This window comes from Lentzea sp. NBC_00516 (assembly GCF_036346835.1).
GTDB lineage: Bacteria > Actinomycetota > Actinomycetes > Mycobacteriales > Pseudonocardiaceae > Lentzea > Lentzea sokolovensis.
Window position 1 is genome coordinate 2,334,582 of sequence record NZ_CP107840.1, and the last position, 23,138, is coordinate 2,357,719.

Consider the following 23,138-nt stretch of genomic DNA (forward strand, 5'->3'; position numbering starts at 1 on the left):
GATAGGCAACTAGGCCCGAGTGTCACCTATCACCGATAGGGAGTCAAGGACTATCGGTGATAAGGTCCGCGAGTGGCAAAGCTGGACCGCGAGACCATCGTCGTCGAGGCGCTCGACCTCCTCGACGACCTGGGGCTCGCCGAAGTGAGCACGAGGCGGCTGGCGAAGCGGCTCGGCGTGGAACAGCCCTCGCTCTACTGGCACTTCCCGAACAAGAACGCGCTGCTGAGCGCCATGGCGGAGGCGGTCATGGCGGTCCATGCCACTGCCCCGCTGCCCACACCAGGAGACGATTGGCGCGAGTGGCTCCTGGAGAACTCACGCAGCTTCCGCCGGGCGCTGCTGATGCACCGCGACGGAGCACGCCTGCACGCGGGGTCGAGACCTCAGGGCGAGGACCTCTCCCGCGCGCTGCACAAGTTCCAGTTCCTGGTGTCCTCCGGACTGTCCGAACGCGACGCTCGACTGGCGATGCTCACCATCAGCCAGTTCACCGTCGGCAGCGTGCTGGAGGAGCAGGCGGCGACAGAAGCCGGCAACGCGGCCGACGGCGGCTTGGACCACGCAGAGGCGTTCGAAGACGGTCTGACACTGATCGTCGACAGCTTGGTGTCGCGCGCCGACCGCTGAGGACGGCAGGGGCAGAAGACCGCCGGCGCGGGGTGCATCGCACCGCGCACCGGGGTCAGGCATCACGCTCGTCGTCGTGCTCGCGGTGTTCGCACTTCTGCCGGCCACCGCGATCTTCTTCCTGTCCTCCCGAGGTCAGGACTGCGGCAGAAGTTGCCATTGCTGGTTGGCGCCGCCGTTGGCAGTCCACTGCACGACGTGCGCACCGTCGCTTGTGGACGCTCCGGAGACGTCCGCCGCGAGACCGTTGCCGACGTTGACGATGGTGAAGAAACCACCGGCCGCCGGCCGCAGGAACCACTGCTGGTTGGCGCCGCCGTTCGCCGTCCACTGCTGCAGCTGCAACCCGGTGGTGGAAGAGGAACCGTTGACGTCGAGCACCTTGCCGGTCGCGTCGTAGCGCAGGCTGAAGGCTCCGTTCTGACCGGTGCTGACGGTCCAGGTCGCGTTTCCGGTCTGCTGCACGGCTTTGGCGCCGTCGGCGGTGGAGTTTCCGGCTATGGTCAACGGCTTGCCGCTGTTGCGGTTGACGACGCGGTACTTGCCCGGCGTCGGGCCCTGGCCGGCGCCCAGGGTGAAGTACTCGGCCGTGTCGGTGAACGTGGTGGTGCCGGACTTGGCGGTGGACAGGACGAGGTACACGCGTGAGCCGCTGGCAGGGGTCGTGAAGGACACGGGCTGGCTCACGCGCGACCCCAGCGGGATGGTGAGGGTCGTGCCGCCGGAGGCGATCACCGCGCCGGTGGGGCTGTCCAGCCGGGCACTCCAGGCGAAGTCCACGGCGGTCCCGGTGAGGTCGTCGTTGAAGACGGTGACGGTGCGGTCGACCCTGGTGTTGGCGGCGTGACCGGGAACGGCCGACGGTAGCGGGAAGCTGCCGTTCGCGTCGGACGCACCGGAGGCCGACCAGTAGGGCAGGTCGATCGCGGCGACCGGGTTGAACCCGGCCTGGACCCGCTGGATCTGGGCGTTGCTCCACGGGTCGGGCAGGTTGTCCACGCCGTAGACGGGGCGGCCGCCCTCCTCCGGGATGAAGTCCGTGGTCCGCACGCCGGGGATGACGCTCGCCCAGGCGGACAGCAGCGTGTACGGCCGTATGTCGCTGGTGTCCTTGCCGCGCTTGGCGGCGGTCGCGGTGGCGAACCACTCGAAGCCCTGCTTGGTGTTGCACGCCGGCCAGATGAACTCGCCCTCGCCGTCCGGCCGACCGGCCACGGACCAGGTCTGCTCGCCGTAGCGGCCGAAGCCGTCGAGGTAGTGCGGGATGAGGTTGAAGTTGGCCTGCGTCATGCTGGGATACTGGTTGGGCGACCCGCCAACGCCCAGCTCGGCGATGATCGGCCTGGTGCCGTCGGCGCCGTTCATGGCCGCGTACAGCTCCCGCTGGAACTGCTCGGAGTCGAACTCGCCGCCGTTCGGCTCGTTCACCTGGCTCCAGCGGATGATCGCGGGGTGGTTGCGGTCGCGCAGGACCAGCGCGCGGGCGTGGGCCACCATGTTGGCGCGACCGGCGTTGAAGTCCTGTGGTCCGCCGGAGCCGCGGATGGCGGTCTCGTCGATGATCATCAGGCCGAGTTCGTCGGCCGTGTCGAGCATGTACGGGCTGGCCGGCTCCTGGTGGATCCGGACGACGTTGTAGTTGAGCCGCTGGTAGTTGTCGACCGCCTGTGGCCAGCCGCCGTTGCCCGTCGACGGCGGGAGGAAGCCCGGCAGCGTGTGGAAGGCGTCGCCCTTGCCGCCGTTGTTGATCCGGTCGTAGTCGGCGCCCTGCAGGTTGTCGCCGCGCACGTTCAGCCGCACACCGTTGAGGCGGTAGTGCTCGCCGTTCTGGGTGCTTTCCCGGAACCCGAACCGGTATGTGGCGTCGCTGGTGCGGCCGTCATCGGTGGACGCGTGCACCGACAGCCGGTGCAACTGAGCGCGATATCCCTGGCGGTACGGCACGTTCGGCCACCAGTACGACGCGGAGCCGAGAGACCACGCCACCGGGCCTACGGTCACCGTCGCGGTGGATCGGGCCGCGACGGTGACCGTGCGGCCGGGCAGGGCGGGGTAGCTGAAGTTCGCGCCGTTGTCCGAGGCGAGCGTGCCACCGAGGGTCACGGTGCGGGCGCTGCCAGAGGTGTTGGTGACCGACACGTCATAGGTGAGGCTCTGGTCTGTCACCGAGGTGCGAACGAAGGCATCGCTCACGTACACGGCCGGGTACACGCGCAGGAACGCCGAACGGAAGATGCCCTGCGGCACCGCCTCGGACCAGCTGGCGGCGTCGGGAACCAGGTACTTGCCCGCCGCCGTCTTCAACGCGTTGCGGCCCTTCACGTTCACGCTGATCGTGTGCGTGGTGCCAGGCGCCGCGACAGCGGTGATGTCGAAGTTCGACGGGGTGAACGCGGTCGTCTGGGTGGCGACGACCCGCCCGTCGACCGACAGGGTCGCCTGGTGGTTCACCGCGCCGAACTCGATCCACGCCGACTGCGGCTGCCCCGAGTCGGGCACGGTGATGGTGCGCGAGTACGTCGCCTCGGACACGTCGGTGAAGCCCTGCTTGTACCAGCCACCACCGGGCACGGTGATCGTCGTGGCCGCCCGGCCCGCCGGCGTGAAGCTCCACCTGCCGGCCAGATCGACGGACCCGATCGCGGCATTGCCCGCGGCGACCCCGTTCACGTCCGCGGCGACCCCGTTCGCGTCCGGCACCGGAGCGGCGGAACCAGCCGCCGGGACCGGGGCCGTCACCCCGGCCGCGGCCAGCACCACCGCGACCACGGCCCGCAGCAAAACTCGTGCCATGCCTGAGCTCCTTGTCCTGGCGAAGAGTTCTCAATGCCGGCGGCGGCCAACGCACAGTCCACAGTGGACCACTGATCTGTTCACGAGGCGGACACGCCTGACACAGTTCTGACCGGGCGTGGACGTGGGTGCCGGTGCAGGCCTGCTCAGGCAACGGTTCTCAACGTAGGGCTCGGCGCGTGCGGTGGTCAATAGGTAGTACATATCGAAGAGAACGAGTCGGACTAGGCCAGTCGGATGCCTGTTCAGAGCGATCAACTGGCCTTATTGATACGACTTATCCACCTGGGTCCAGGTCAGTCAGGTCAAGATTGATCGGTCTCATGTGCAGGTCGACGCCCATCCGGCAGCTCAAGCGGCACGGCGATACTCGTGGACCACTCGCTCTCTCGCGAGGGCGCGGCCGGCTGCTACCCGTCCTGCGGCGCCAGGGCGGCGGCAAAGCGCGTCGCCACGACCGCGACCGCGGCACGCAGTTCGTCGCCGCCCTGGACCCGGAAGGCGAATGGCACGGTCGCCAGCCACTCCTGCGCGTACATCGCCGGATTGCTGGTGCTGCCGACGAGCACGCACCCGTTTTCCGATGGTCGAAGCCGTCCCATGGGAGGCCGGATCCAGGGTGCCACCTCGGTCAGCGGGGCGTCGAAGACGACGTGGACGGGGAACTCCCAGCCCGTGCCCAGGTTCTCCTCCAGCGCCGCGACCGGGTCGAGGTCGTCGGGTGGCTCGAACTCGTGCGCGGTCTGCACGACCGTGCCGACCCGGTCGATCCGGTAGGTGCGGATCGCGTTCGCCCGATGGGAATGACACAACAAGTACCAGCGCCCGTGGCGAACTACGACCGCCCACGGGTCCACTTCGGACTTCCACGCGTTGCCGCTCTCGCTCCGGTACGCGATCAGCACGCGGCGCCTGGCTGCGACGGCGGCGACGAGTGCGCTGGTGGTGGCCGGATCCGGGCGGGCCGAGTGCCGGTCAGGCGCGGCTTTGGCGTTCTCGCGCAGTGCGGCCGCCTGCCGGCCGACGTTCTCGGGCAGCGCCTGGATCACCTTGCCCAGCGCCGCACCGACCGTGTCATCGGCGTCGGTGGCCGCCGGCTGGCCGTCGAGCACCGCCATGACCAGACCCAACGCCTCGGCCTGCGTGAACACGATCGGCGGCAGCCTCGTTCCGCGCCGGAGCCGGTACCCGCCGTGCGGGCCTCGGTTCGACTCGACCTGGATGCCTGCCTCTCGGAGGATCCCTATGTAGCGGCGAGCGGCACGCTCCGTGACGCCCAGTCGCTCGGCGAGCTGGTCGGCCGTCGTGCCGGGGCGCGTCTGGAGGATCTCCAGGGCGCGCAGTGCGCGGGCGGTGGGGCTGAGATCACTCGGCACTCGGGCAGGCTAGGCGATCGCCCGATTAACCGGAAGCAGATCGTCCGGAATTGCCTCTAGCGTGACGATGCACCGCGGTGACCTGGCCGCACGGGACAGAGAGAAGTGTTCGTGGACATCCTGCTCATCGCCGGCCTGTGGCTCGACGGATCCGCCTGGGACGACGTCGCATCCGCACTCCGGTCGCTCGGCCACCGTCCCGTGCCGCTGACCCTGCCCGGCCAGGGCGACGGATCCGCCTCTGCCACGCTCGACGACCAGGTGGCGGCCGTGCTCACCGCCGTGGACGCGGCCTCCGGCAAGCCCGTGGTGGTCGGGCACTCGGCCGCCTGCACCCTGGCCTGGCTGGCCGCGGACGCACGACCGGACAAGGTCTCCGAAGTCGTCCTCATCGGCGGCTTCCCTGCCGCCGACGGGACGTCCTACGCCGACTTCTTCGAACTGCGCGACGGCGTCATGCCCTTCCCCGGCTGGTCCCCGTTCGAAGGGCCGGACTCGGACGACCTCGACGAGGAGGCCAGGCGCACCTTCGCCGCCGCCGCGATCCCCGTCCCCGAGGCTGTGGCCACGGGCGTCGTGCGGCTGACCGACGAGCGACGCTTCGGCGTCCCCGTCGTGGTCATCTGCCCGGAGTTCACCCCCGCCCAGGCCAAGGAATGGATCAACGCGGGCGACGTGCCCGAACTCGCCCAGGTCGAGCACCTCGACTTCGTCGACATCGACTCCGGCCACTGGCCCATGCACACCAAGCCGGCCGAACTCGCCCGGCTCCTCGCGACGGCGGCCGGCAGCGGGGCGAGGAACTTCCCGCCGTCGAGCACAGACGCGAGTACGGCTGGTCTCACGCAACAAGAAGACGCGGATCGCCCATGACCAAGTACGTGATCGGTCTGGACGTGGCGATTCGTCTGGCTCACGCCCAGGCCGTGATCGGCGCCGGACACCACCAAACCAATGCGGTCGATCAACTCCTCCGACACCGCCCGCTGCACGCACGCGACGTCTCCACATCCTGAAACGCGCTCGTCGACATCCGGCCGTAGAAACGCAGACCCCAACCTGCCAAAGCCGGCCGGCGGCACTTCCGGACCTGGTCATCGGAGGCGCACCGCCGGTGACCAGGTCCTGGCCGACAGGGGTCAGTTCCGCCGGGTTGCCGAAGGTGACCGGCCCGCCTCGGGTGGCCGAAACGGACCTGTCCGGCTCCGTTGACGATTACCCTCGCCGAGTGGAGAAAGTGCGGGCTGTCGTCTCGGGCCGGGGCCTGGAACTGTGGCTGTGCGGGATCGCGCTGGCGTTCTCGACCTACACCGCGGTCACGTTCGGGCAGTTCGAGGAGTACGAGCACGCAGGCGAGATGTTCGGCACCTTCGGCGTCCTGATCATCGTCACGGCGATCTTCGTGCGGGCCGGGGGCGCGGCCGCGCTGCTCGAGGACCGACACCCGAAGCCGCTGTTCATCTGGTTCCTGCCCGCGGCCGTGACGGTCAGCATGCTTCCGGTGATCATCGCGGGTGGCCTGGACCCCGAGATGAACATCTTCCTCTCGCTGTTCCTCTTCCTGCTGCTCGCCTACACGTGCCTGCTCCTGGCGGTGCTGGTCGCACTGCTGCTGGTGTGGCCGCTGGAACTGCTGGGCCGCGGCCTGCTGCGGGTCGTCACCGGCAAACCCGACGGAGGCCCGCTCATCCTGTGGGGCTCGGCGGGCGTACTGCTCACCCTGCTCAGCGTTCTCCCGGTGATCGCGCTCGACGACCTGCCGTCCGGCCGGGGCGCGGCAGCGGCAGTCTTCGAGGCCGTGCTCGGCATCCAAGGCAGCTACACGGTCACCTCGCCGACGACGCTGTGGATCGTCCGGGCCGCCGCCGTCGTGTTCGCGGCCGTCATCCTCGCCGCAGCACGACGGGGTCGCAGCCCCGAGGAGCTCTTGGCACCCCGCCGCGGGGCGGGGTAGGCACCATTCCCTGCTGGGCGCTGATTTCGACAGGTCCGTACACCGAGTCGTCGCTCAGCCCGTTCTTCTCAAGAAGGAAATCTCCGGCCGCCGTCAGGTGCCGCGAACCCGTTGTGGCACAGGAGGCGCCGGCGTCGTTGACCGAACGCACGGACGCGGCGGGAACCGCACTGGGCCGAGGGGTGGCTGCGTACTCCCGAGGCCTCGTCACGGGAGCCGAGGACGACTACCCAGAAGCCGTGGAGTGTCTGGCGGAAGCTCCGCTGCGTCCCTACCAGGGCCGCGCACCTGCGCATGATCTTCCACCGGCTCGGGGTGACGTCCAGGAGGCAGCTCAAGGACCACCCCGCCCTCAGCTCCGCGGAACTCCGCGGTTCCTGCGGTAGGCGGAGAAGAGCGCGACACCGCTGGCGATGGCGACCATCCCGAACGCGGCGCTGATGAAGAGACTCAGGCCGAACGCCTGAGCGGTGACGTTGGCGACGAGGCTGCCGACCAGGATCACCGCGAGCAGGGCCCGGTTGCGGATGGGCGAGGAGTTCAGTTCCTTGTTCATACCAAGGAAGTTAGTTGCGTTCGCCGGTCCCGCCGATACCCCAGGCTTCCCTGTCTCAGGTAGAGCAGGCTGCACCTCGGTCTCGCGAGCCGGCGGATTGTTTTCGATCAACACTGAAACAATAGTGATGTTGAGAACCAAGCCGTGAAGATCCGGTTCGTGATTGCCACCCGGCGAACGGCCTGATGGTCTTACTGTGCTGAGGCATGAGAATGGTGCCGTTGCAGTGGGCCTCACTCGTGGTGATCTTCCTCGATGCCGTCGTCATCGCGTTCGGGTTCTTGACCGGCAGTGCGTTGCTGCCGCGGTCGGCGAACCTCGTGCTGGTGGTGATCTCCATGGCGCTCATGGTGGCGACGCTGGTGTTCGCAAGAGGCGCGTACAACTTCGAGAACCCGACACTGCCGGCGTGGGCGGTCGCAGTGGCGGTGATCGCGTTCTTCGGCGGGGTTTTCCTCTTCGCGTACCCGCTGCTGACCGACGCCAACACGGGCAGTTTCGAGCAGGAGAACGGGAAGTACCAGGAACGGAAGGACGATGTTGTCGTCCGTGAGCTCACCGAGGAGCAGTACGACGCGGGGTTGGCCGCGAACCAGCGCCAGTCGGTCGGCTTCGCTCTCGTCTTCGCTGGAGGCGTGCTCGCCTACGCCGGGATCCGCTACCGCAAATGATTGTCGCCGCACCTCGGGTGTCCTGTCGTGGATCTCGAACAGCCCCTCGACGCGGTCCACTTCCGGGCTGTAACACGTGTTCTGCCAGGGCAGGCCGAGCAACGCCACGATGCATGATCACCGCAGCTCAACACCCTGATGCTGAGTCCAGGCACCCCACGCGCCGCACGCCGCCGCGTTTGAACCGGCCGCTCCCGTGGTATCGACCAAGACCATTTCTGTCTCGTTCCGGAGGGTGCTCATGCAGATCCAGGTCAACACCGACCACAACATCCACGGTGGCGAACGACTCGCCACCTATGTGACCACCGACCTGGAAAGCAGCCTGTCCCGGTTCAGCGGATGGTTGACCCGCGTGGAAGTGCACCTCAGTGAGGACGGGGGCGGCAAGCCGGAGGACAAGAAGTGCGTCATCGAGGCACGGCCGGGAGGCAAGCAGCCGGTCGCGGTCACCCACCACGCGACCACCGTGGACGACGCCTACGCCGGGGCGGCGACCAAGTTGGGAAGGGTGCTGGATTCCCGATACTCCCGCGCCCACGACCACAAGGGCAGTGACAGCATCCGTCACATGCCCGCTCCGGAAGACCTGGAGCAGGTCGGCGTGATCGAGGACGAGCCTCGGGCCTGACAAGGCGACATGGCGCCGTAGGCCTCATCGACCGAACCTCGGATCGGGTGTACCCCGGCCAGAGCCGCTCGCGCGGAACCGAAGTCCGCGCGAGCGGCACGGTCCTACGGCACCATCGGGGCGAAGGCCGAGGACGCCGGCGCGTCCTCCGCCGGCTCGATCGTCTACAGCTGGGCCCGGTGACGAACCCCGGCGAGTGCTACCACTTCGCCAGCAACGCTTGACGAGCCGGAGGTGAGTGCTCAGGACCGGTCGCCGGGAGTGAAGGTGGGGTAGTCCGTGTAGCCCTCGGCGTGACCGCCGTAGTAGGTGGTGCGGTCGCTCTCGGCCAGCGGGTGCCCGTTGGCGAACCGTTCGACCAGGTCGGGGTTGGCGATGAAGGGGGCACCGAAGGAGACGGCGTCGACGATCTCCTGGTCCAGGACCTCGTTGGCCAGGGTCTGGGTGAAGCCGAGGTTGGCGATCACGTTGCCCTGGTAGTGGGCGCGGAAGCGGGCGAACTGGCTGACGCGTTCCTCTGTCGTGCCGGGTGAGCCCACGAGGTGGAGGTAGGCGAGGTCGTTGTCGTTGAGCCTGGTGAGCAGCCGGTCGTAGTCGGCGAGCGTGTCCTCGTCCCCGGTGAACGCGGTTCCGCTGGTCCAGTGCGGAGAGAGCTTCACGCCGACGCGGTCGCTGCCCCACACGTCGCTCACGGCGTCCAGGACGTCCAGCAGGAACCGTGCTCGCTTCTCGCTGCTGCCGCCGTAGGCGTCGGTGCGCTGGTTGAGGCGGGGGTTGAGGAACTGGGGAATCAGGTGCGGGCCCTGGGCGTGGATCTCCAGGCCGTCGAAACCGGCGCGACGGGCGTTCTCGGCGGCCTGGCGGTAGGCGCCGATGGTGCCGGCGATCTCGGCGGCGGTGAACGCTCGCGGGGTCACGGTGTCCTTCGGTCCGGCCGGGGTGAAGGACTGCTCGGCGGGGTTGATCGCGGACGGGCCCGCGGGCAGGTGTCCGCCGAGGTGGTCGGGGTGGGACATCGCGCCGAGATGGCCCAGCTGGGAGATGATCCGCCCGCCCGCTCGGTGAACGGCGTCGGTCACCTTCCTCCAGCCTGTGGTCTGTTCCTCGGTGTAGATGCCGGGGACGTCGATGAAGCCGATCGCGTCGGTGTTGACCCAGGTGCCCTCGGTGATGATCACGCCGGCACCCGCGCGCTGCGCGTAGTAGGTGGCGTGCAGGTCGGTGGGAGCCAGGTCGGCGTTGTGGGCGCGGGCCCTGGTCATCGGGGCCATGATCACGCGGTTGGGCAGTTCGAGCGCGCCGAGGCGGACCGGCCTCAGCAGGGGCTGGGCGGTGGAGGTGCGCAGCTGGCTGGTCATCAGGATCTTCCTTGTCGGGAACGACGGTGGGCAGGGTCCTTGTTCAGTCCTGCTTGAGGACGTGGAGCCCCGAGAGCGGGCCGCCGAGTTGCATGAGGCGTCCGCCTTCGCGCAGCGGGCCCAGGTCGACGGGAGCGAACCCGAAACTCGTGGTCAGCTCGATGACCGTGGTCTTGGCGTCGGCGTCGTCACCGGCCAGGAACAGCACCTGGCGTCCGGCGTCATGACGCGGATCGGCGGCGATGTACTGGCCGTAGAGGCTGTTGAACGCCTTCACCACGCGGGCATCCGGCAGCAGTGAGGCGACGTGCTCGCTGCCGGTCAGCGGGCCGAGGTCGGCGATCTCGGCGCGCGGAGGCGGGGAGAGGAACTGGTTGGTGGTGTCGATGACGATGCGTCCGCCGAACGACGGCAGTCCGGCCACCGCGTCCGGCACCTGGAGCCAGCCCACCGCGAGCACGACGAGCTCCGCCGAGGCCGCCTCCTCGCGCGTACCGGCGGTGACGTGCGGCCCGAGTCGTTCCGCGAGGGCGGTCAACGAGTCGGGGCCGCGGCTGTTGCTCAGCACGACCTGATGACCCTGGCCCGCCGCGTGCCGGGCGATGGCCTGGGCGACGTTCCCGGCGCCGATGGAACCGATCTTCATGGAGATGTCCTTCGTCGGGTTCAGGAGGCGGGACCGGTGAGCAGTACGGTGCCGCTCTTGCCGGGGCGGCGGACGTGGTCGACGGCCTCGGCGAAGTCGGCCAGGTCGTAGCGACCGGCGATCTCGAACAGCTCCGGGGAGATCTCTGCCAGGCTGATGGCGAAGGCGACGTCCTCGGCCCGCTCCGCAGGTGTGCGGGTCAGCCATCGGCCCACCGACACGCCTCGCACCGTCAGTTCTCGCGGGGCCAGCGCCAGCGACTCCAGCGAGGTGCTCCCGGAACCGAGGGCCCCGTAGGAGATCAGCGTGCCGCCGTCAGCCAGCAGCACGGCCAGTTCACCGGTGAGTGATCCACCCACCGCGTCGAGGACGACCTGTGCCCCGCTGCCGCCGACCGCGTCCCGCACACGGGTGCGCCAGTCCGCGTCGCTGGTCGAGATCGCCGGCAGTCCGGGAAAGCGTTGCTGCAACTCCCGCGCCCCTGCGGCGCTGCGGACCAGGTTGACCAGCGGGAAGCCGTGCCGCAGCGCGGCCGCGCTGACGAGCTTGCCGATCGACGAACCGGCGGCCGTCTGGACGACCGGTCCAGGCTGACCTTTCCGAGCGTCCTCGACCGCCCGCAGCAAGGTCAGCAGCGTGATCGGGTTGACCAGCAGCACTGCCGCTGTCTCCGCACTGACCGCCTCGGGCACGGGCACGACCAGTTCGGCGGGGACCGTGACGAGCTCGCTCCAGGCACCCGGTACCGGGAAGAACGCCACGCGCCGGCCGGCCTCCAGTCCCGGCACGCCCTCACCGACCACCTCGACGACTCCCGTCCCCTCCAGACCAGGTACCTGCGGCGTGGCGAACCGCTTCCGCGGCAGACCCGGAAAGCCCTCCACGCCGGCCAGGTCACCCAGGTGGATCGGCCGGGCCAGTACCCGCACCAGCACCTGCCCGGCGGCGGGTGCCGCCGGTGCCGGCCGCTCCTGCAGGCGCAGCACTTGTGCGGCGTGTCCCTGCTGTTCGTAGGTGATGGTGCGCATGGACCCTCCCCGGCAATGATGATGCTCGTCATCGTAAGCCGCTGTTATGATGAGGTCCATCATTGAAACAGTCAAGAGCTGGGGAGCCGGCCATGCCGCGGATCACCAAGGAAGACAAAGTCCGCAACCGGCAGAACATCGTCGACGCCGCAGGCCGGATGTTCCGCTCACAGGGCATCGACGCGGTCGGCATCGCCGAGCTCATGAAGGAGGCGGGCCTGACCCACGGCGGCTTCTACAACCACTTCGCGTCCAAGAACGACCTGGCCGTGGAGGTGTGCGGCACGTCGTTCGCCGCGTCACTCGGGGTACTGGCACAGGAGATCGAGGACGGTCATGACGAGGCCGGCTCCCCACTGGAGCGGGTCGTCGCCCGATATCTCTCCGCCGCCCACCGGGATGCCGAGGACGGCGGCTGTCCCTCCAGCGCCCTGGTCACTGATGCCGGGCGGCAGAGCGAAGCGGTGCAACGCGCGTACGCCGAGGGCGTCGAGGGCTACTTCGCCGGCTTCACCGCCGAGTTCCTGCGCGACGCCGAGGCGAAGGGGCAGACGCCCGACCCGGACCAGGCCCGCCGCAGGGCCATCCGCCTGCTCGGCGAGCTGGTCGGGACGATGATGCTCGCCCGCGCGGTGCACCACGTCCAGCCATCGCTGTCCGACGAGATCCTGCGAGCCGGCCGCGAGCACGCCCTCGACTGAGGTGACGTGACAGCCGGTAGACGGCAAGGACTTGGCGGGCGTGGGCTTCTCCGATGATGAGAACGCGGTCGAGAATCTCGCGCCGGATGCTGCCGATGTTCCGTTCGCAGTGGGCGTTCATCCGCGCGCAGGGACTCCGCCCGCGTTCCGAGGTCGGCGGCAACGTGTACAGACGGCTGCCGAGCGAGAACACCAGCGCGACCTCCGAACCAGCCGGAAGCCATCCATACTTCCGCACCTCGCGACGCGCCTCGTGGCGGTTCATACTGGATGCTTCCGGGCTGGCTCATCGAGGCTGGTGGATCACATGCGGATTCCGGGACGACGCCCACGGCGAGGCGCGACCGTGGCAGCTGCGAAGTATTCAGCCGGCGCGCGTCTGGTCGCGCTGCGGTCGCTGCTGGAGGTGGCCACTCGTGCGGTCGCACTCCAGCCCGCCGCCGAGCAGATCATCGACGCCTGCGCGCAGCCTGGTGACGTCCCGACACAGGTGGCCCGCCGAGGCGGGCCGGTCGCGTCCGACTACTGCCGGCTGCACGGGTGGGCTCTGGACCTCATCGGCGACGCCGACCGCGCGTCGCTGGAGTTCCGGGTGACTCAGCTTCTGCACTACCACGCCCAGATGATCGACACGTGCCTCAAGCTCGCCTTCCCGAAGTTCCGGAGCCCCAGGCTCGAACAGCGGCGGCTGGCGTTGCGCGGACTCGGCGAGCCGGCACGCACCCTGCGCGATGCACGGGCGGCACTTGCCCTGTGGATCTCCGACCTCGAACGGACCGACGGCGTCGAGCCGCCACACTGAACCGGCAGCCGCACGTCCCGGCGGCGGTCGGCAGCTGTGGTGGCGGACCGACCCGAGGGCTCCGTCTCGCGGACCTGCGGGATCAGCCGGCGCCGTTCAGCTCGTCCTCGTCGAGCCCGATCAGCAACCCTGGAAGTGCCTGTCGGCGGACCACCCGGTGTTGGCCCACGAACCGGGGTCCGCCGGGGTGAAGCCGCCCGGTCGCTTCGCGAGCTCGCCGAGCAGCCAGTTCGTGAAGCGCGCCGCCCCCTGCGGGCAGGTGTGGATGCCGTCGGCGCTGCGGTCGGCCTTGCCGTCCCTGGTCTGCTGATAGGTGGTGCCCCATGCAGAGCTCGCGTCCAGGAAGGTGGCGTTGTCCGGTGCGGTTTGTGCGACCGCGCGGGCGACGGCCGGTGTTCGGTCGAGGTCCGCCATGTGCGGCAGGTAGAAGTCGTCGGGCCGGATCGGCGGCGCGGTGACGAGGACGAGCTTCGAACCCGCGCGGGTCGTCACGTCGAGCAGGTTCTGGTAGCCGGTGCGCTGTTCCTGCTCGGTGCCCCAGTCATAGGTGGTGAGCTGGTAGATCACCACATCGGCCTTCGCCGAGGTGATCTGGGCGGAGATCGCGGGCCAGTTCTCCTCCGCGGCCGGTCCGACGACGTTGCCGCCGCCTTCGGCCGCGATGGACTGGAAGTCGACGCCACCGGCCTTGAACGCGGCGCTCAGCGGCAACGCCTCACCCACCGCGATGGAGTCGCCCGCGAAGAGGACCTTGGAGAGCTTCGGACCGACCGGAACCGTCGTCGCGTCCGTGCCGGCCGCGCAGGCCGTCGCGGTCAGGAGGAGGGAGGTCAGGCCGAGAACAGCGAGTCGTGACTTGGTCATGAGCTCTACCGTGCAGGCACCTCGTCGCGATGCCTCCACGGCTGTGTCGCGTTTGTGTCGCAAGGCGTTGCTCGTCGCCTGCGGGTCGCGGCATCTTGTCCATACTGGACGGGTGGCGTCGATTCTGCTCATCGAGGACGATCCGCTGGTGAGACGGGGCATGGAGCTCGCGTTGAACCGGCTGGGTCACGGCGTGCGGACCACGTGCACTGGCGAGGAAGGGCTCCAGGAGTTCCGATCGTCCACACCGGACCTGGTGGTGCTCGACCTGATGCTGCCCGGCATCGACGGTTTCGAGGTGTGCAGGCAGATTCGGGCGGGCGGCGACGTCCCGGTCATCATGCTCACGGCGCGAGGTGACGACTTCGACGTCGTCGGCGGGCTGGCGGCGGGCGCGGACGACTACGTGGTGAAGCCCGCCCAGCCCACGGTCCTCGACGCGCGGATCAGGGCGGTCCTGCGTCGTACCGCGATCGCTTCCGGCGACGTGCGGGTGCACGACGAGCTGCGCATCGACACCACGGGGCTCACGGTGACGGCGCGCGGCAGGCCGGTGTCGTTGACGGCGACCGAGATGCGGTTCCTGTTGACCGTGTCGCGGGCGCCGGGGCGGGTGTTCAGCCGCGAGCAGTTGCTGCGGGAGGTGTGGGAACACGACTACCTGGGCGACTCCCGGCTCGTCGACAACTGCGTCCAGCGGTTGCGCGCGAAGATCGAGACGGACCCCGCCGCGCCGCGCTACGTGCAGACCGTCCGCGGGTTCGGCTACCGGTTCGGGCCGGTGTGAGGGTGCGCTGGTGGCCGCGGGGACTGCGATCCCGGCTGCTGGTCGCGTTCGTGCTGGTGACGGTGTTCGGTGCCGGAGCGGCGGCGTGGTCGAGCGCGGGCTCGGCCAGCGCCGCGCTCGTCACCTCGGCCGAACAGCGGCTCACCGAGACCATCACCGGTCAGATCACCGCGGTGGCGCCCGGCCTCACCTACCCGCCGGACCAGGAGGCGCTGGAACGGCTGCGCGCGGCGGTCGGCCCGAACACCGCGGTGACGTATCAGGGCCTGGCATCGGCGGACGGACCTGACCGGGTCACCCCGGAACTGCGCACCGCCGTGCGAACCCGGAACCGGCTCGTCACCCAGCGGATCACCGCGGAGGGGACGTCCTGGCTGCTCGTGGGCACGCCGGTCGTGATCACAGCCCCGGACGGGACGAGCACGCCGTCGGGGATCGAGGTCTACACGGCGCGCGACCTCGCCGCCGTGGACCAGGAGATCGGCGGCATGACCAGGACCGCGGTGCTCACCGCCGCGCTGGCGTTGCCACTCGCGGTGGTGCTGGCCCTGCTGGCCGCCGGGAGCGTGCTGCGTCCGGTGCGGGTACTGCGCGACACCGCCCGCCGGCTCGCGTCGGGAGACATGGGAGCGCGCTCTCAGCCGCAGGGGGTGGACGAGCTCGCCGATCTGACCGTGACCGTCAACGAGATGGCGGAGTCCGTGCAGACGACGATGGCGGCGATGCAGCGCATGCAGGCCGACGCACGCAGGTTCGCGGCCGACGTGTCGCACGAACTGCGCACGCCGCTGAGCACCCTGACCGCGGTGGTGGAGGTGCTGGCGATGTCCGCGGACGGGATGGAGGCGGACGCCAGGGAGTCCGCCGAACTCGCGATCATCGAGACGAAACGGCTGGTGCGACTGGTCGAGGACCTGATGGAGGTGTCGCGGTTCGACGCCGGCACGGTCGAACCGCGCAGGGAGGACCTGGACGTCGCCGTCGCGGTGCGGGACTGCCTGCGGGCACGGCGCTGGCTCGGCCAAGTGGAGCTGAAGACCCCTGCCGAGCTCCCCGCACGTCTGGATCGGCGCAGGCTCGACGTCGTGGTGGCCAACCTGGTGGGCAACGCCCTGCGCCACGGCGCCCCGCCCGTGCGCGTCGAGGTGTCGGAGGTGAACGAGCAGGTGGTGATCGAGGTGACCGACCGCGGGCCGGGTCTGCCGGATGCCGTGCTGCCGCACGTGTTCGACAGGTTCTACAAAGCCGATGCGGCGCGCACGCGCACGCCGGGCAGCGGGCTGGGTCTGGCGATCGCGTTGGAGAACGCACGGCTGCACGGCGGCGAGATCAGCGTGGCCAACCGCTCCGGTGGCGGCGCCAGTTTCGTGGTGCGGTTGCCGAGAGAGGAGCGGGAGTGAGGCGGGTCTGGTTCGCGGTGGTGCTGCTGCTCGTGGGGTGCGGTGTCAGGCCGTCTGGTGTCGCCGATGGCGGCGAACCGCCGACCGGTGTAGCTCCCGGGGTCACGCTGTACCTCGTGAACGCGCGCGGCCAGGTCGAGCCGCAACTGCGTCAGACCTCCCGCCTCGGCTCGATCTCCGAAGCGCTCGGTCTGCTGCTCACCGGACCCGGTGACTCGGACCTGCGCACGGAGATCGCGGCCACCCCGGTCACGCGGGTGGTCGTCACCACCACCCCGGACGTCATCCGCTTGCGGCTCCCGCTGACCGCACAGGACGTGACACCGGTGGGCATCGACCAGATCGTGTGCACGGCGCTGGGTGTGCATGTGCAGAGCGGCGGTGCGCGCACGATGAAGGTGCAGGTCGGTTTCACGCAGCCCGCACCGGAGTCCGAAGTGGAGCGAACCTGTCCCTTGATCACCCCAGGCGGCTGATGTCGATCGCGGGTGCCGGCGGAGCGGGCAGCACCACCCACAGCAGCGCCAGTCCGGCCATGACCACCACGAACACGACGAGCCCGCGACGTCCCGCGGCCCAGCCCGCACGAAACCGGATCGGATCCTCGACCAGGTACCTGGTCAACGCCGCGAGGACGATCGACACGCTGAAGGCGAGCGCGGTCCACGCCCAGCCGCTCGTCGCCGTCAGCACCACGAACACCGGCCAGTGCCAGAGGTAGAGGCTGTAGGAGATCTCCCCGAACCACCGCAGCGGCCGCCACGACAACGCCCGCGACACCAGGGACTCGGGTGTCCGCGCACACAGACCGATCAACAGCGCGGACGCCAGCGAGTGCGCGAACAGGCCGCCGGTGTACAGCCACGACGAACCCGTGCCGTCCGCCAGGCCCCAGATCACACCGATCGAGGCCACCAGTGCCACCAGCACTCCCCCGGCCCAGCGTCGTACCGCCCGGCCCAGCGCCTCCCGCACCGGACGTGTGGCCACCACCGCGCCCAGCAACAGGGAGAACGCCCTCGTGTCCGTGCCCGTGTAGACGCGGGTGGGATCGGCCGCGGCGAACAACGCGATCATCAACACCAGCGAAGCGAGCGAGACCACTGCCGCGGTCATCGCCACCTGACGAGCGGGATGTCGCGACCGCCGCGCGAGCAACAGCACGACGACCGGCCACAGCAGGTAGAACTGCTCTTCGACGGCGATGCTCCACAGGTGCCCGAACACTCGACCACCGCCGAACCGGTCCCAGTAGCTCGCCGACTCCGCCAGCAGATGCCAGTTCTGCAGGTTGGCCTGCACCCACGGTCCGTCGTCGAGCGTCGTGCGCACGACGTCATCCGGTGCGACCGCCCACACCACGACGGCCACCACGACCAGAACCGTTGCCAGCGCGGGGAAAAGCCGACGGATCCGCCGGCCCCAGAACGCGGTGAGCGACACGGTTCCCGTCGCCGCCACCTCGCGCAGCAGCAGGTCGGTGATCAGGTAGCCGGACAGCGCGAAGAACAGGTCCACGCCCAGGAAACCGCCGGGGAGCAGGTCCGCGTGGAACAGCAGGACACCGAGCACCGCGACGCCGCGCAGTCCGTCCAATGAGGACACATGGGCGCCGCGCCAGGTCGCCGGTGCGGTCCTGGCGGGTTGAAGTCCGGTCATGATGCCGACTGTGCGGCTTCGAGATCCACATCCCGTCGACGTCGTGTCGCAGTCACGTCGCAGGACGTTCGCGACAGAACCGCGACACGTCCGGGGCGGGATCCCGACCTCGCATCGACAAGGTCGGCGCCATGCACACCGTTCGAACATTCGCGACCATCGCGGTGATGGGACTGCTGGCCCCGCTCGTGGGCACGGCCGCCGCGTCCCAGCACGTCGACGAACCGGTCGACATCACCGCCCACGACCTGACGATCGACTACCGCCCGGACGAGGACGTGCTGCGCGGCACGGCGTTGATCACCGCGAAAGCGTTGGCGGGGTTGACGGATCTCACGCTGCACCTCGACGGCCCGGTGGTCTCCGCGGTCACGGTCGACGGCGTCCCGGCGCGGTCGTTCACCCACGAGGCGGGCGACCTCATCATCGCACCGGCCACGCGGATCCCGCGAGGCCGTCTGTTCCGCGTCCGCGTCGACTACGCGGGCCACCCCGGGGGCGGGTGGCTGAGGACGGAATCCGGTGGAGCCACGGCGTTCCAGGGTTCCTCCAACGCCTGGTTCCCCGTCGGCGCCCGCCAGGACCAGGCCGACTTCCACCTGACCGCGACCGCACCGGAAGCTGGCACGTCGTCGCGGTCGGCCAGGAGCGGCAGGGGCCGGGGCCGAACACGGTCCGCTGGACCGAACAAGCCGTGGCACCGGCCAACATCGCCGTGTCCGTCGACCGCTTCACCCTCGAGCGATCCACGCTCCCCAACGGCATTCCAGTGGTGAACGCCTACGCACCGGGACTGCGGGAGAAGACGAAACCGCTGGCGGACCGGCTCCCGGAGGTCATGGACTTCCTCACCGGCCGCTACGGCCCCTACCCGTTCGACTCCACCGGCAACGTCTTCGTCCAGGTGAATGACGACGGACCGGGCACCTCACCTCAGTCCATGCCGGTGTACCTCGGTGCGCGCAGCGGCTTCATGGACCTGCTCCAAGTGGTCCACGAGCACGCACACCAGTGGTACGGGGTCTCGGCAGGCACCCGGCTGCCGGAGGACGCCTGCCTGTCGGAGTGCTTCGCGTCGCACAGCACCTGGATGTGGGAACAGGCCAAGAACGGCGTCGATCTCGACGCGCGCTACCGGGCGATCATCGACGAGAAGAGGTCGGACCCGGAGTACTGGCGGGAACCGCTGTACCAGGCGGGCGAGAGTCCGGGGTTCCGGATGTACGACCGGGGCCCGCTGGCACTGCACGCGCTGAAGCGGCAGATCGGCGACCGGTCGTTCGACCGCCTGCTCAGGCAGTGGGCGCAACAGAACAAGCACAGTTTCGTGTCGTGGCCGCGGTTCGAGCAGCTCGCCCAGCAGATCAGCGGCCAGGATCTCACCGCGTTCTTCGCGGCCTGGTTCCGCGGCACGACGGTACCGCCCGAGAAGTTCCGGTGAGGCTGGGCGGTGATCTCAGGACTGCACGAGCGCTCGGTCCGGCTCGTGCACGCCGGACTTGCTCATCTCCAGCTCCACGGGAAAGCGGTCAGGCAGAGGCCAACGTAACCACGGAACCGCCAAGAATCAACGCTAAAATGTTAGCGCTAACTTTAGCAATATCACTTCGGCGAACCGTCTGAACAAGACGCTCTGCCGCTTCGATGTGCGAATTGGGAGCGCTCCCTTGTTCCCGTAGGCCGTTCAGCTCAATTTCGAAGGGAAATAGTCAACGCCTTCTTGTGAGCGCGAACATGAAGCTGCGAGACTCCTGCACGGCAGCCCTTCACGACCCCCATCGCCACGAGAGCGAAGGAGACGGCAGTGAACACCAGCAGTCGGCGCCGAAGACGTTCCGGCACCGACGCCCGCTCGCCACAACGCCATGGCTGACGGCGGGGCGACAACCTTCGCGATTCGGCGCACACCGAAACAACCGGCACCGCCGCACCGGTTCTCGTCTCGTGCGTTCCGTTGGTCCTACCCGTCACGTCCGGCATTCCCGGGCGATTTTCGAAAGTGTGGAAGATGAAACTGACATCGAGGTCAGTGTCACCTGTCGCGATCGTTTCGACAGTCGCGGCGGCGGCACTCGGCGCGTCGTTGATGCTCGCCGCCAACACCCCCGCGAACGCGGCGACCACTCTGGGGGCCGCCGCCGCGCAGTCCGGCCGCTACTTCGGCACTGCCATCGCGGCAGGCAGGATGAACGACTCGACCTACATCGGGATCCTGAACCGCGAGTTCGACATGGTCACGGCCGAGAACGAGATGAAGATGGACGCGACCGAACCGCAGCAGGGACGGTTCAGCTACGGCAACGCCGACCGGATCCTGAACCACGCGCGCAACCAGGGCAAGCGGGTGCGCGGGCACGCATTGGCGTGGCACTCGCAACAGCCCGGCTGGATGCAGAGCATGTCCGGCTCCTCGCTGCGCAACGCGATGCTGAACCACGTCACGCAGGTCGCGACCTACTACCGCGGCAAGATCTACGCCTGGGACGTGGTGAACGAGGCCTTCGCCGACGGCAGCAGCGGCGCACGCCGTGACTCGAACCTCCAGCGCACCGGCAACGACTGGATCGAGGCGGCGTTCCGCGCGGCCCGGGCGGCGGATCCCGGCGCGAAGCTCTGTTACAACGACTACAACACCGACGACTGGTCGCACGCCAAGACCCAGGGCGTCTACCGGATGGTGCAGGACTTCAAGGCCCGCGGTGTCCCGATCGACTGCGTCGGCTTCCAGTCCCACTTCAACGCCCAGAGCCCGGTCCCGTCCAACTACCAGACGAACCTGCAGAACTTCGCCAACCTCGGCGTCGACGTGCAGATCACCGAGCTGGACATCGAGGGCTCCGGCAGCTCGCAGGCGTCCAACTACGACCGCGTGACGCGCGCCTGTCTCGCCGTGACGCGGTGCGCCGGCATCACCGTGTGGGGCATCCGCGACACCGACTCGTGGCGCGCCTACGGCACCCCGCTGCTGTTCGACGGCAGCGGCAACAAGAAGGCCGCCTACAACTCGGTTCTGAACGCGCTGAACGCGGGCGGTCCTGGCCCCGGCCCCACGACCACCACCACGACCAATGACCCGATTCCCGGCGGCTGCACCGCGTCGGTGTCACTGAACTCGTGGGACAACGGGTTCGTCGCCACGGTCAAGGTCACCGCGGGTTCCTCCGCGCTGCGCGGCTGGCAGATCACGACGACCCTGTCGTCCGGCACCGTCACCAGCTCGTGGAACGCCAACCGCAGTGGCAACAGCGGAACCGTGAACTGGACCAATGTGGACTTCAACGGTGCCGTGGGCGCCGGCCAGTCCACCGAGTTCGGTTTCCAGGGCACCGGAAGCGGAGCGGGACTCAACCCGTCCTGCACCGCGAGCTGACATCCCGCACCACACAACCAGAGGGGCCGGCCCCGCGGATCGGCCGAGAAGTCCGCTGCGGGGCTGTCCCCGAAACACGATCCAGCCGCGCCAGGTGAGTTGATGTACCTGTTCGAACGGTTCTACTCACTGCACCTACCGCTCGAGCTGGCGAGACGAGCAACAGAGCGAAACACGCCAGCTCGGTACTGATGTCGTCGGCTCCACTCCGATCAGCGCACGCAGTCCAGGGGTTGTCTGGTCGGAACAATCACCAGGCCGATGATCACCAACCTGGTCCGGCGGTACCACGACGTCGAGGTGTCCGTTCTAGGCTGGGCGGATGAAGGTTCTGTCCATCCAGTCGGTCGTCGCCCACGGCCACGTCGGCAACTCCGCCGCCGTGTTCCCGCTGCAGCGCCTCGGGGTCGAGGTCATCCCGATCCCCACAGTGAACTTCTCCAACCACACCGGGTACGGCGCGTGGCGCGGTCCGCTCCTGCCGCCGTCGGACGTGGCCGAGATCCTGCTCGGGGTGGAGGAACGCGGGGTGTTCCCGCAGGTCGACGCCGTGCTGTCCGGCTACCAGGGCGGCACGGGCATCGCCGATGTGATCATCGACGCGGTGCGCAGGGTGAAGGCCGCGAACCCGGCGGCGCTCTACGCGTGCGACCCGGTGATGGGCAACGCCAAGTCCGGCTGCTTCGTCGCGCCCGAGATCCCCGTGCTCTTGCGCGACAGGGTCGTGCCGGTGGCCGACATCATCACCCCGAACCAGTTCGAGCTGGGCTTCCTCACCGGCACCGAGCCGGCGAGCGTCGAGGAGACGCTGGCCTCGGCCGACCTCGCCCGCGCGATGGGCCCGTCGACCGTCCTGGTCACGAGCGTCGAGCGGCCTGACCGGGAGGAGGGCACGATCGAGATGCTCGTCGTGGACACCGCCGGGTCGTGGCTCGTGAGCACCCCGCACCTGCCGTTCAAGGCGAACGGGTCCGGCGACGTCACGGCCGCGCTGTTCACCGCCCACTACGTCCAGACCAACGACGCGGCACTGGCGCTGGAACGCACCGCGTCGAGCGTCTTCGACCTGATCGACCTGACCCACCGCTCCGGTGAGCGCGAGCTGCGGCTGGTGCAGGCCCAGGAGTTCTACGCGACGCCGCGGATGCAGTTCAAGGCCGAGCAGGTGCGTTGAGCCCGAGTCGCGCGCGATCGCGACGCAGGACTACCCGCGAACTTCTTGCAGTCCCACGCGATCTGCGAGGACCAGCATGAACTCAGATGCCTGGGGTTGATCGGTTGGTCACGGGCGGTGCTTTTTGGCGCGCCGCCCCGAGCCAAAGAATGAGAATCGTGACCGGGCCGGACTCTGTGGACCTGGGAGGTTGATCGAACCGACAACACCCAGTTGGACCAGGCTGCCGTAGACGTTGCCGGTGTAGACGTTGCGCACCCTCGTCGTCGTGGGACCGAACAGCACCTCGGGCCAGAGAGCGTCGAGCAGGATGGAGAAAGTGCCACCATCGTCATAGGCGGCCTTGAGGCCGTTCGCCAGTTCCTCCGCGAGGTGGATCGTGTCGGACTCGTTCTCCGCGCGAGCCGCATCCAGCGCATCGCCCAGGCCGGGCACCGCGCGGACCGCTTTCTCCAGCTGCGTCAGAGCTGCGGAATCCGACTCCTCCACGGAACCGATGAGTGCGGCGGCAACGGACAACATCCACATGTCCACCATGGTCAATCCCCCCAAGAGACACTGCGCCGCAGGTCAAACCGTTCGAGAACACTAACACTCACCTGGTCCGACACGATGATCCTTCTAGCCTCCAGGCCGCTACACCCCGAGGACCGGTCCTGGACGCCGTCGTGGCGCCTGGGATCGCCGCCACTCCATCCGGTGGCGATCCCAGGCGCTGTTCGCGTTTACTTGGTGCGA

Annotated in this window: 24 protein-coding genes; 15 read left to right on the forward strand and 9 right to left on the reverse strand. The window is 68.8% G+C overall.

The window, feature by feature from the left end:
* Positions 1 to 72: 72 nt before the first annotated feature.
* A complete protein-coding gene (locus OG205_RS10575; protein WP_330276015.1) occupies positions 73 to 630 on the forward strand; it encodes a TetR/AcrR family transcriptional regulator C-terminal domain-containing protein in 558 nt (185 codons plus the stop codon).
* Positions 631 to 765: 135 nt separating this feature from the next.
* On the opposite strand, the gene OG205_RS10580 is transcribed toward OG205_RS10575, so the two are convergent.
* Both OG205_RS10580 and OG205_RS10585 read right to left on the reverse strand, forming a co-directional pair.
* Positions 766 to 3,423, reverse strand: coding sequence for an RICIN domain-containing protein (locus tag OG205_RS10580; protein WP_330276016.1), 2,658 nt, complete (start codon positions 3,421 to 3,423; stop codon positions 766 to 768).
* Between the two features lie 410 nt (positions 3,424 to 3,833).
* Entirely contained in the window at positions 3,834 to 4,799 is a 966-nt protein-coding gene (locus OG205_RS10585; protein WP_330276017.1) for a helix-turn-helix transcriptional regulator, read from the reverse strand.
* Between the two features lie 111 nt (positions 4,800 to 4,910).
* Between OG205_RS10585 and OG205_RS10590 the strand changes: the two genes are divergently transcribed.
* The 3 genes from OG205_RS10590 to OG205_RS10600 all read left to right on the forward strand — a co-directional run bounded on the left by OG205_RS10590 (position 4,911) and on the right by OG205_RS10600 (position 6,753).
* The gene (locus OG205_RS10590; RefSeq protein WP_330276018.1) at positions 4,911 to 5,672 is read left to right on the forward strand and encodes an alpha/beta fold hydrolase; all 762 of its coding nucleotides are present in this window, start codon (positions 4,911 to 4,913) and stop codon (positions 5,670 to 5,672) included.
* Positions 5,669 to 5,815 carry a hypothetical protein gene (locus OG205_RS10595; RefSeq protein ID WP_330276019.1) on the forward strand — a complete coding sequence of 49 codons (147 nt, stop codon included), beginning with the start codon at positions 5,669 to 5,671 and terminating at the stop codon, positions 5,813 to 5,815. The genes OG205_RS10590 and OG205_RS10595 overlap by 4 nt, the downstream gene beginning before the upstream one ends.
* Before the next feature lie 212 nt (positions 5,816 to 6,027).
* Positions 6,028 to 6,753, forward strand: coding sequence for a hypothetical protein (locus tag OG205_RS10600; protein ID WP_330276020.1), 726 nt, complete (start codon positions 6,028 to 6,030; stop codon positions 6,751 to 6,753).
* A 352-nt stretch (positions 6,754 to 7,105) separates the two neighbouring features.
* On the opposite strand, the gene OG205_RS10605 is transcribed toward OG205_RS10600, so the two are convergent.
* Complete coding sequence (locus OG205_RS10605; protein WP_330276021.1) at positions 7,106 to 7,309, reverse strand: hypothetical protein; 204 nt, start codon at positions 7,307 to 7,309, stop codon at positions 7,106 to 7,108.
* A gap of 206 nt (positions 7,310 to 7,515) precedes the next feature.
* Between OG205_RS10605 and OG205_RS10610 the strand changes: the two genes are divergently transcribed.
* Positions 7,516 to 7,980 (forward strand): hypothetical protein, encoded by a 465-nt coding sequence (locus tag OG205_RS10610; protein ID WP_330276022.1) that lies wholly within the window; start codon positions 7,516 to 7,518, stop codon positions 7,978 to 7,980.
* Positions 7,981 to 8,221: 241 nt separating this feature from the next.
* Positions 8,222 to 8,611 carry an HPF/RaiA family ribosome-associated protein gene (locus OG205_RS10615; protein WP_330276023.1) on the forward strand — a complete coding sequence of 130 codons (390 nt, stop codon included), beginning with the start codon at positions 8,222 to 8,224 and terminating at the stop codon, positions 8,609 to 8,611.
* A gap of 242 nt (positions 8,612 to 8,853) precedes the next feature.
* Here OG205_RS10615 and OG205_RS10620 read toward each other — a convergent pair whose 3' ends face one another.
* From OG205_RS10620 to OG205_RS10630, 3 genes are read right to left on the reverse strand one after another with little or no spacing between them, the layout of a single operon-like run.
* Positions 8,854 to 9,969 carry an alkene reductase gene (locus OG205_RS10620; protein WP_330276024.1) on the reverse strand — a complete coding sequence of 372 codons (1,116 nt, stop codon included), beginning with the start codon at positions 9,967 to 9,969 and terminating at the stop codon, positions 8,854 to 8,856.
* 43 nt (positions 9,970 to 10,012) lie between these two features.
* Entirely contained in the window at positions 10,013 to 10,615 is a 603-nt protein-coding gene (locus tag OG205_RS10625) for an NADPH-dependent F420 reductase (protein ID WP_330276025.1), read from the reverse strand.
* 20 nt (positions 10,616 to 10,635) lie between these two features.
* A complete protein-coding gene (locus OG205_RS10630; protein WP_330276026.1) occupies positions 10,636 to 11,643 on the reverse strand; it encodes an alcohol dehydrogenase catalytic domain-containing protein in 1,008 nt (335 codons plus the stop codon).
* A 92-nt stretch (positions 11,644 to 11,735) separates the two neighbouring features.
* Here OG205_RS10630 and OG205_RS10635 point away from each other — a divergent pair, with 92 nt between their 5' ends.
* Positions 11,736 to 12,344 (forward strand): TetR/AcrR family transcriptional regulator, encoded by a 609-nt coding sequence (locus OG205_RS10635; RefSeq protein WP_330276027.1) that lies wholly within the window; start codon positions 11,736 to 11,738, stop codon positions 12,342 to 12,344.
* A 346-nt stretch (positions 12,345 to 12,690) separates the two neighbouring features.
* Positions 12,691 to 13,146, forward strand: coding sequence for a hypothetical protein (locus OG205_RS10640; RefSeq protein WP_330276028.1), 456 nt, complete (start codon positions 12,691 to 12,693; stop codon positions 13,144 to 13,146).
* Between the two features lie 120 nt (positions 13,147 to 13,266).
* Here the strand turns inward: OG205_RS10640 and OG205_RS10645 are convergent, their stop codons facing one another.
* Positions 13,267 to 14,010, reverse strand: a complete 744-nt coding sequence (locus OG205_RS10645; RefSeq protein ID WP_330276029.1) for an SGNH/GDSL hydrolase family protein — start codon at positions 14,008 to 14,010, stop codon at positions 13,267 to 13,269.
* A gap of 112 nt (positions 14,011 to 14,122) precedes the next feature.
* On the opposite strand from OG205_RS10645, the gene OG205_RS10650 reads away from it, so the two are divergent.
* From OG205_RS10650 to OG205_RS10660, 3 genes are read left to right on the forward strand one after another with little or no spacing between them, the layout of a single operon-like run.
* A complete protein-coding gene (locus tag OG205_RS10650) occupies positions 14,123 to 14,797 on the forward strand; it encodes a response regulator transcription factor (RefSeq protein WP_330276030.1) in 675 nt (224 codons plus the stop codon).
* A 2-nt stretch (positions 14,798 to 14,799) separates the two neighbouring features.
* Positions 14,800 to 16,197, forward strand: a complete 1,398-nt coding sequence (locus tag OG205_RS10655) for a sensor histidine kinase (protein ID WP_330276031.1) — start codon at positions 14,800 to 14,802, stop codon at positions 16,195 to 16,197.
* Positions 16,194 to 16,673, forward strand: coding sequence for a hypothetical protein (locus tag OG205_RS10660; protein WP_330276032.1), 480 nt, complete (start codon positions 16,194 to 16,196; stop codon positions 16,671 to 16,673). Before OG205_RS10655 ends, OG205_RS10660 begins: the two co-directional genes overlap by 4 nt.
* Here the strand turns inward: OG205_RS10660 and OG205_RS10665 are convergent.
* Positions 16,657 to 17,856: an acyltransferase family protein gene (locus tag OG205_RS10665; protein ID WP_330276033.1), complete on the reverse strand. Its 1,200-nt coding sequence runs from the start codon at positions 17,854 to 17,856 to the stop codon at positions 16,657 to 16,659. The genes OG205_RS10660 and OG205_RS10665 overlap by 17 nt on opposite strands.
* 131 nt (positions 17,857 to 17,987) lie before the next feature.
* Between OG205_RS10665 and OG205_RS10670 the strand changes: the two genes are divergently transcribed.
* The 4 genes from OG205_RS10670 to pdxY all read left to right on the forward strand — a co-directional run bounded on the left by OG205_RS10670 (position 17,988) and on the right by pdxY (position 22,400).
* A complete protein-coding gene (locus OG205_RS10670) occupies positions 17,988 to 18,632 on the forward strand; it encodes a hypothetical protein (RefSeq protein ID WP_330276034.1) in 645 nt (214 codons plus the stop codon).
* Positions 18,551 to 19,297: a hypothetical protein gene (locus OG205_RS10675; RefSeq protein WP_330276035.1), complete on the forward strand. Its 747-nt coding sequence runs from the start codon at positions 18,551 to 18,553 to the stop codon at positions 19,295 to 19,297. Before OG205_RS10670 ends, OG205_RS10675 begins: the two co-directional genes overlap by 82 nt.
* A gap of 567 nt (positions 19,298 to 19,864) precedes the next feature.
* On the forward strand, positions 19,865 to 21,226 hold the full coding sequence (locus OG205_RS10680) for an endo-1,4-beta-xylanase (protein ID WP_330276036.1): 1,362 nt from the start codon (positions 19,865 to 19,867) through the stop codon (positions 21,224 to 21,226).
* A gap of 322 nt (positions 21,227 to 21,548) precedes the next feature.
* Complete coding sequence (gene pdxY, locus OG205_RS10685) at positions 21,549 to 22,400, forward strand: pyridoxal kinase PdxY (RefSeq protein ID WP_330276037.1); 852 nt, start codon at positions 21,549 to 21,551, stop codon at positions 22,398 to 22,400.
* A 108-nt stretch (positions 22,401 to 22,508) separates the two neighbouring features.
* Here the strand turns inward: pdxY and OG205_RS10690 are convergent, their stop codons facing one another.
* Positions 22,509 to 22,937 (reverse strand): hypothetical protein, encoded by a 429-nt coding sequence (locus tag OG205_RS10690; protein ID WP_330276038.1) that lies wholly within the window; start codon positions 22,935 to 22,937, stop codon positions 22,509 to 22,511.
* Between the last annotated feature and the right edge of the window lie 201 nt (positions 22,938 to 23,138).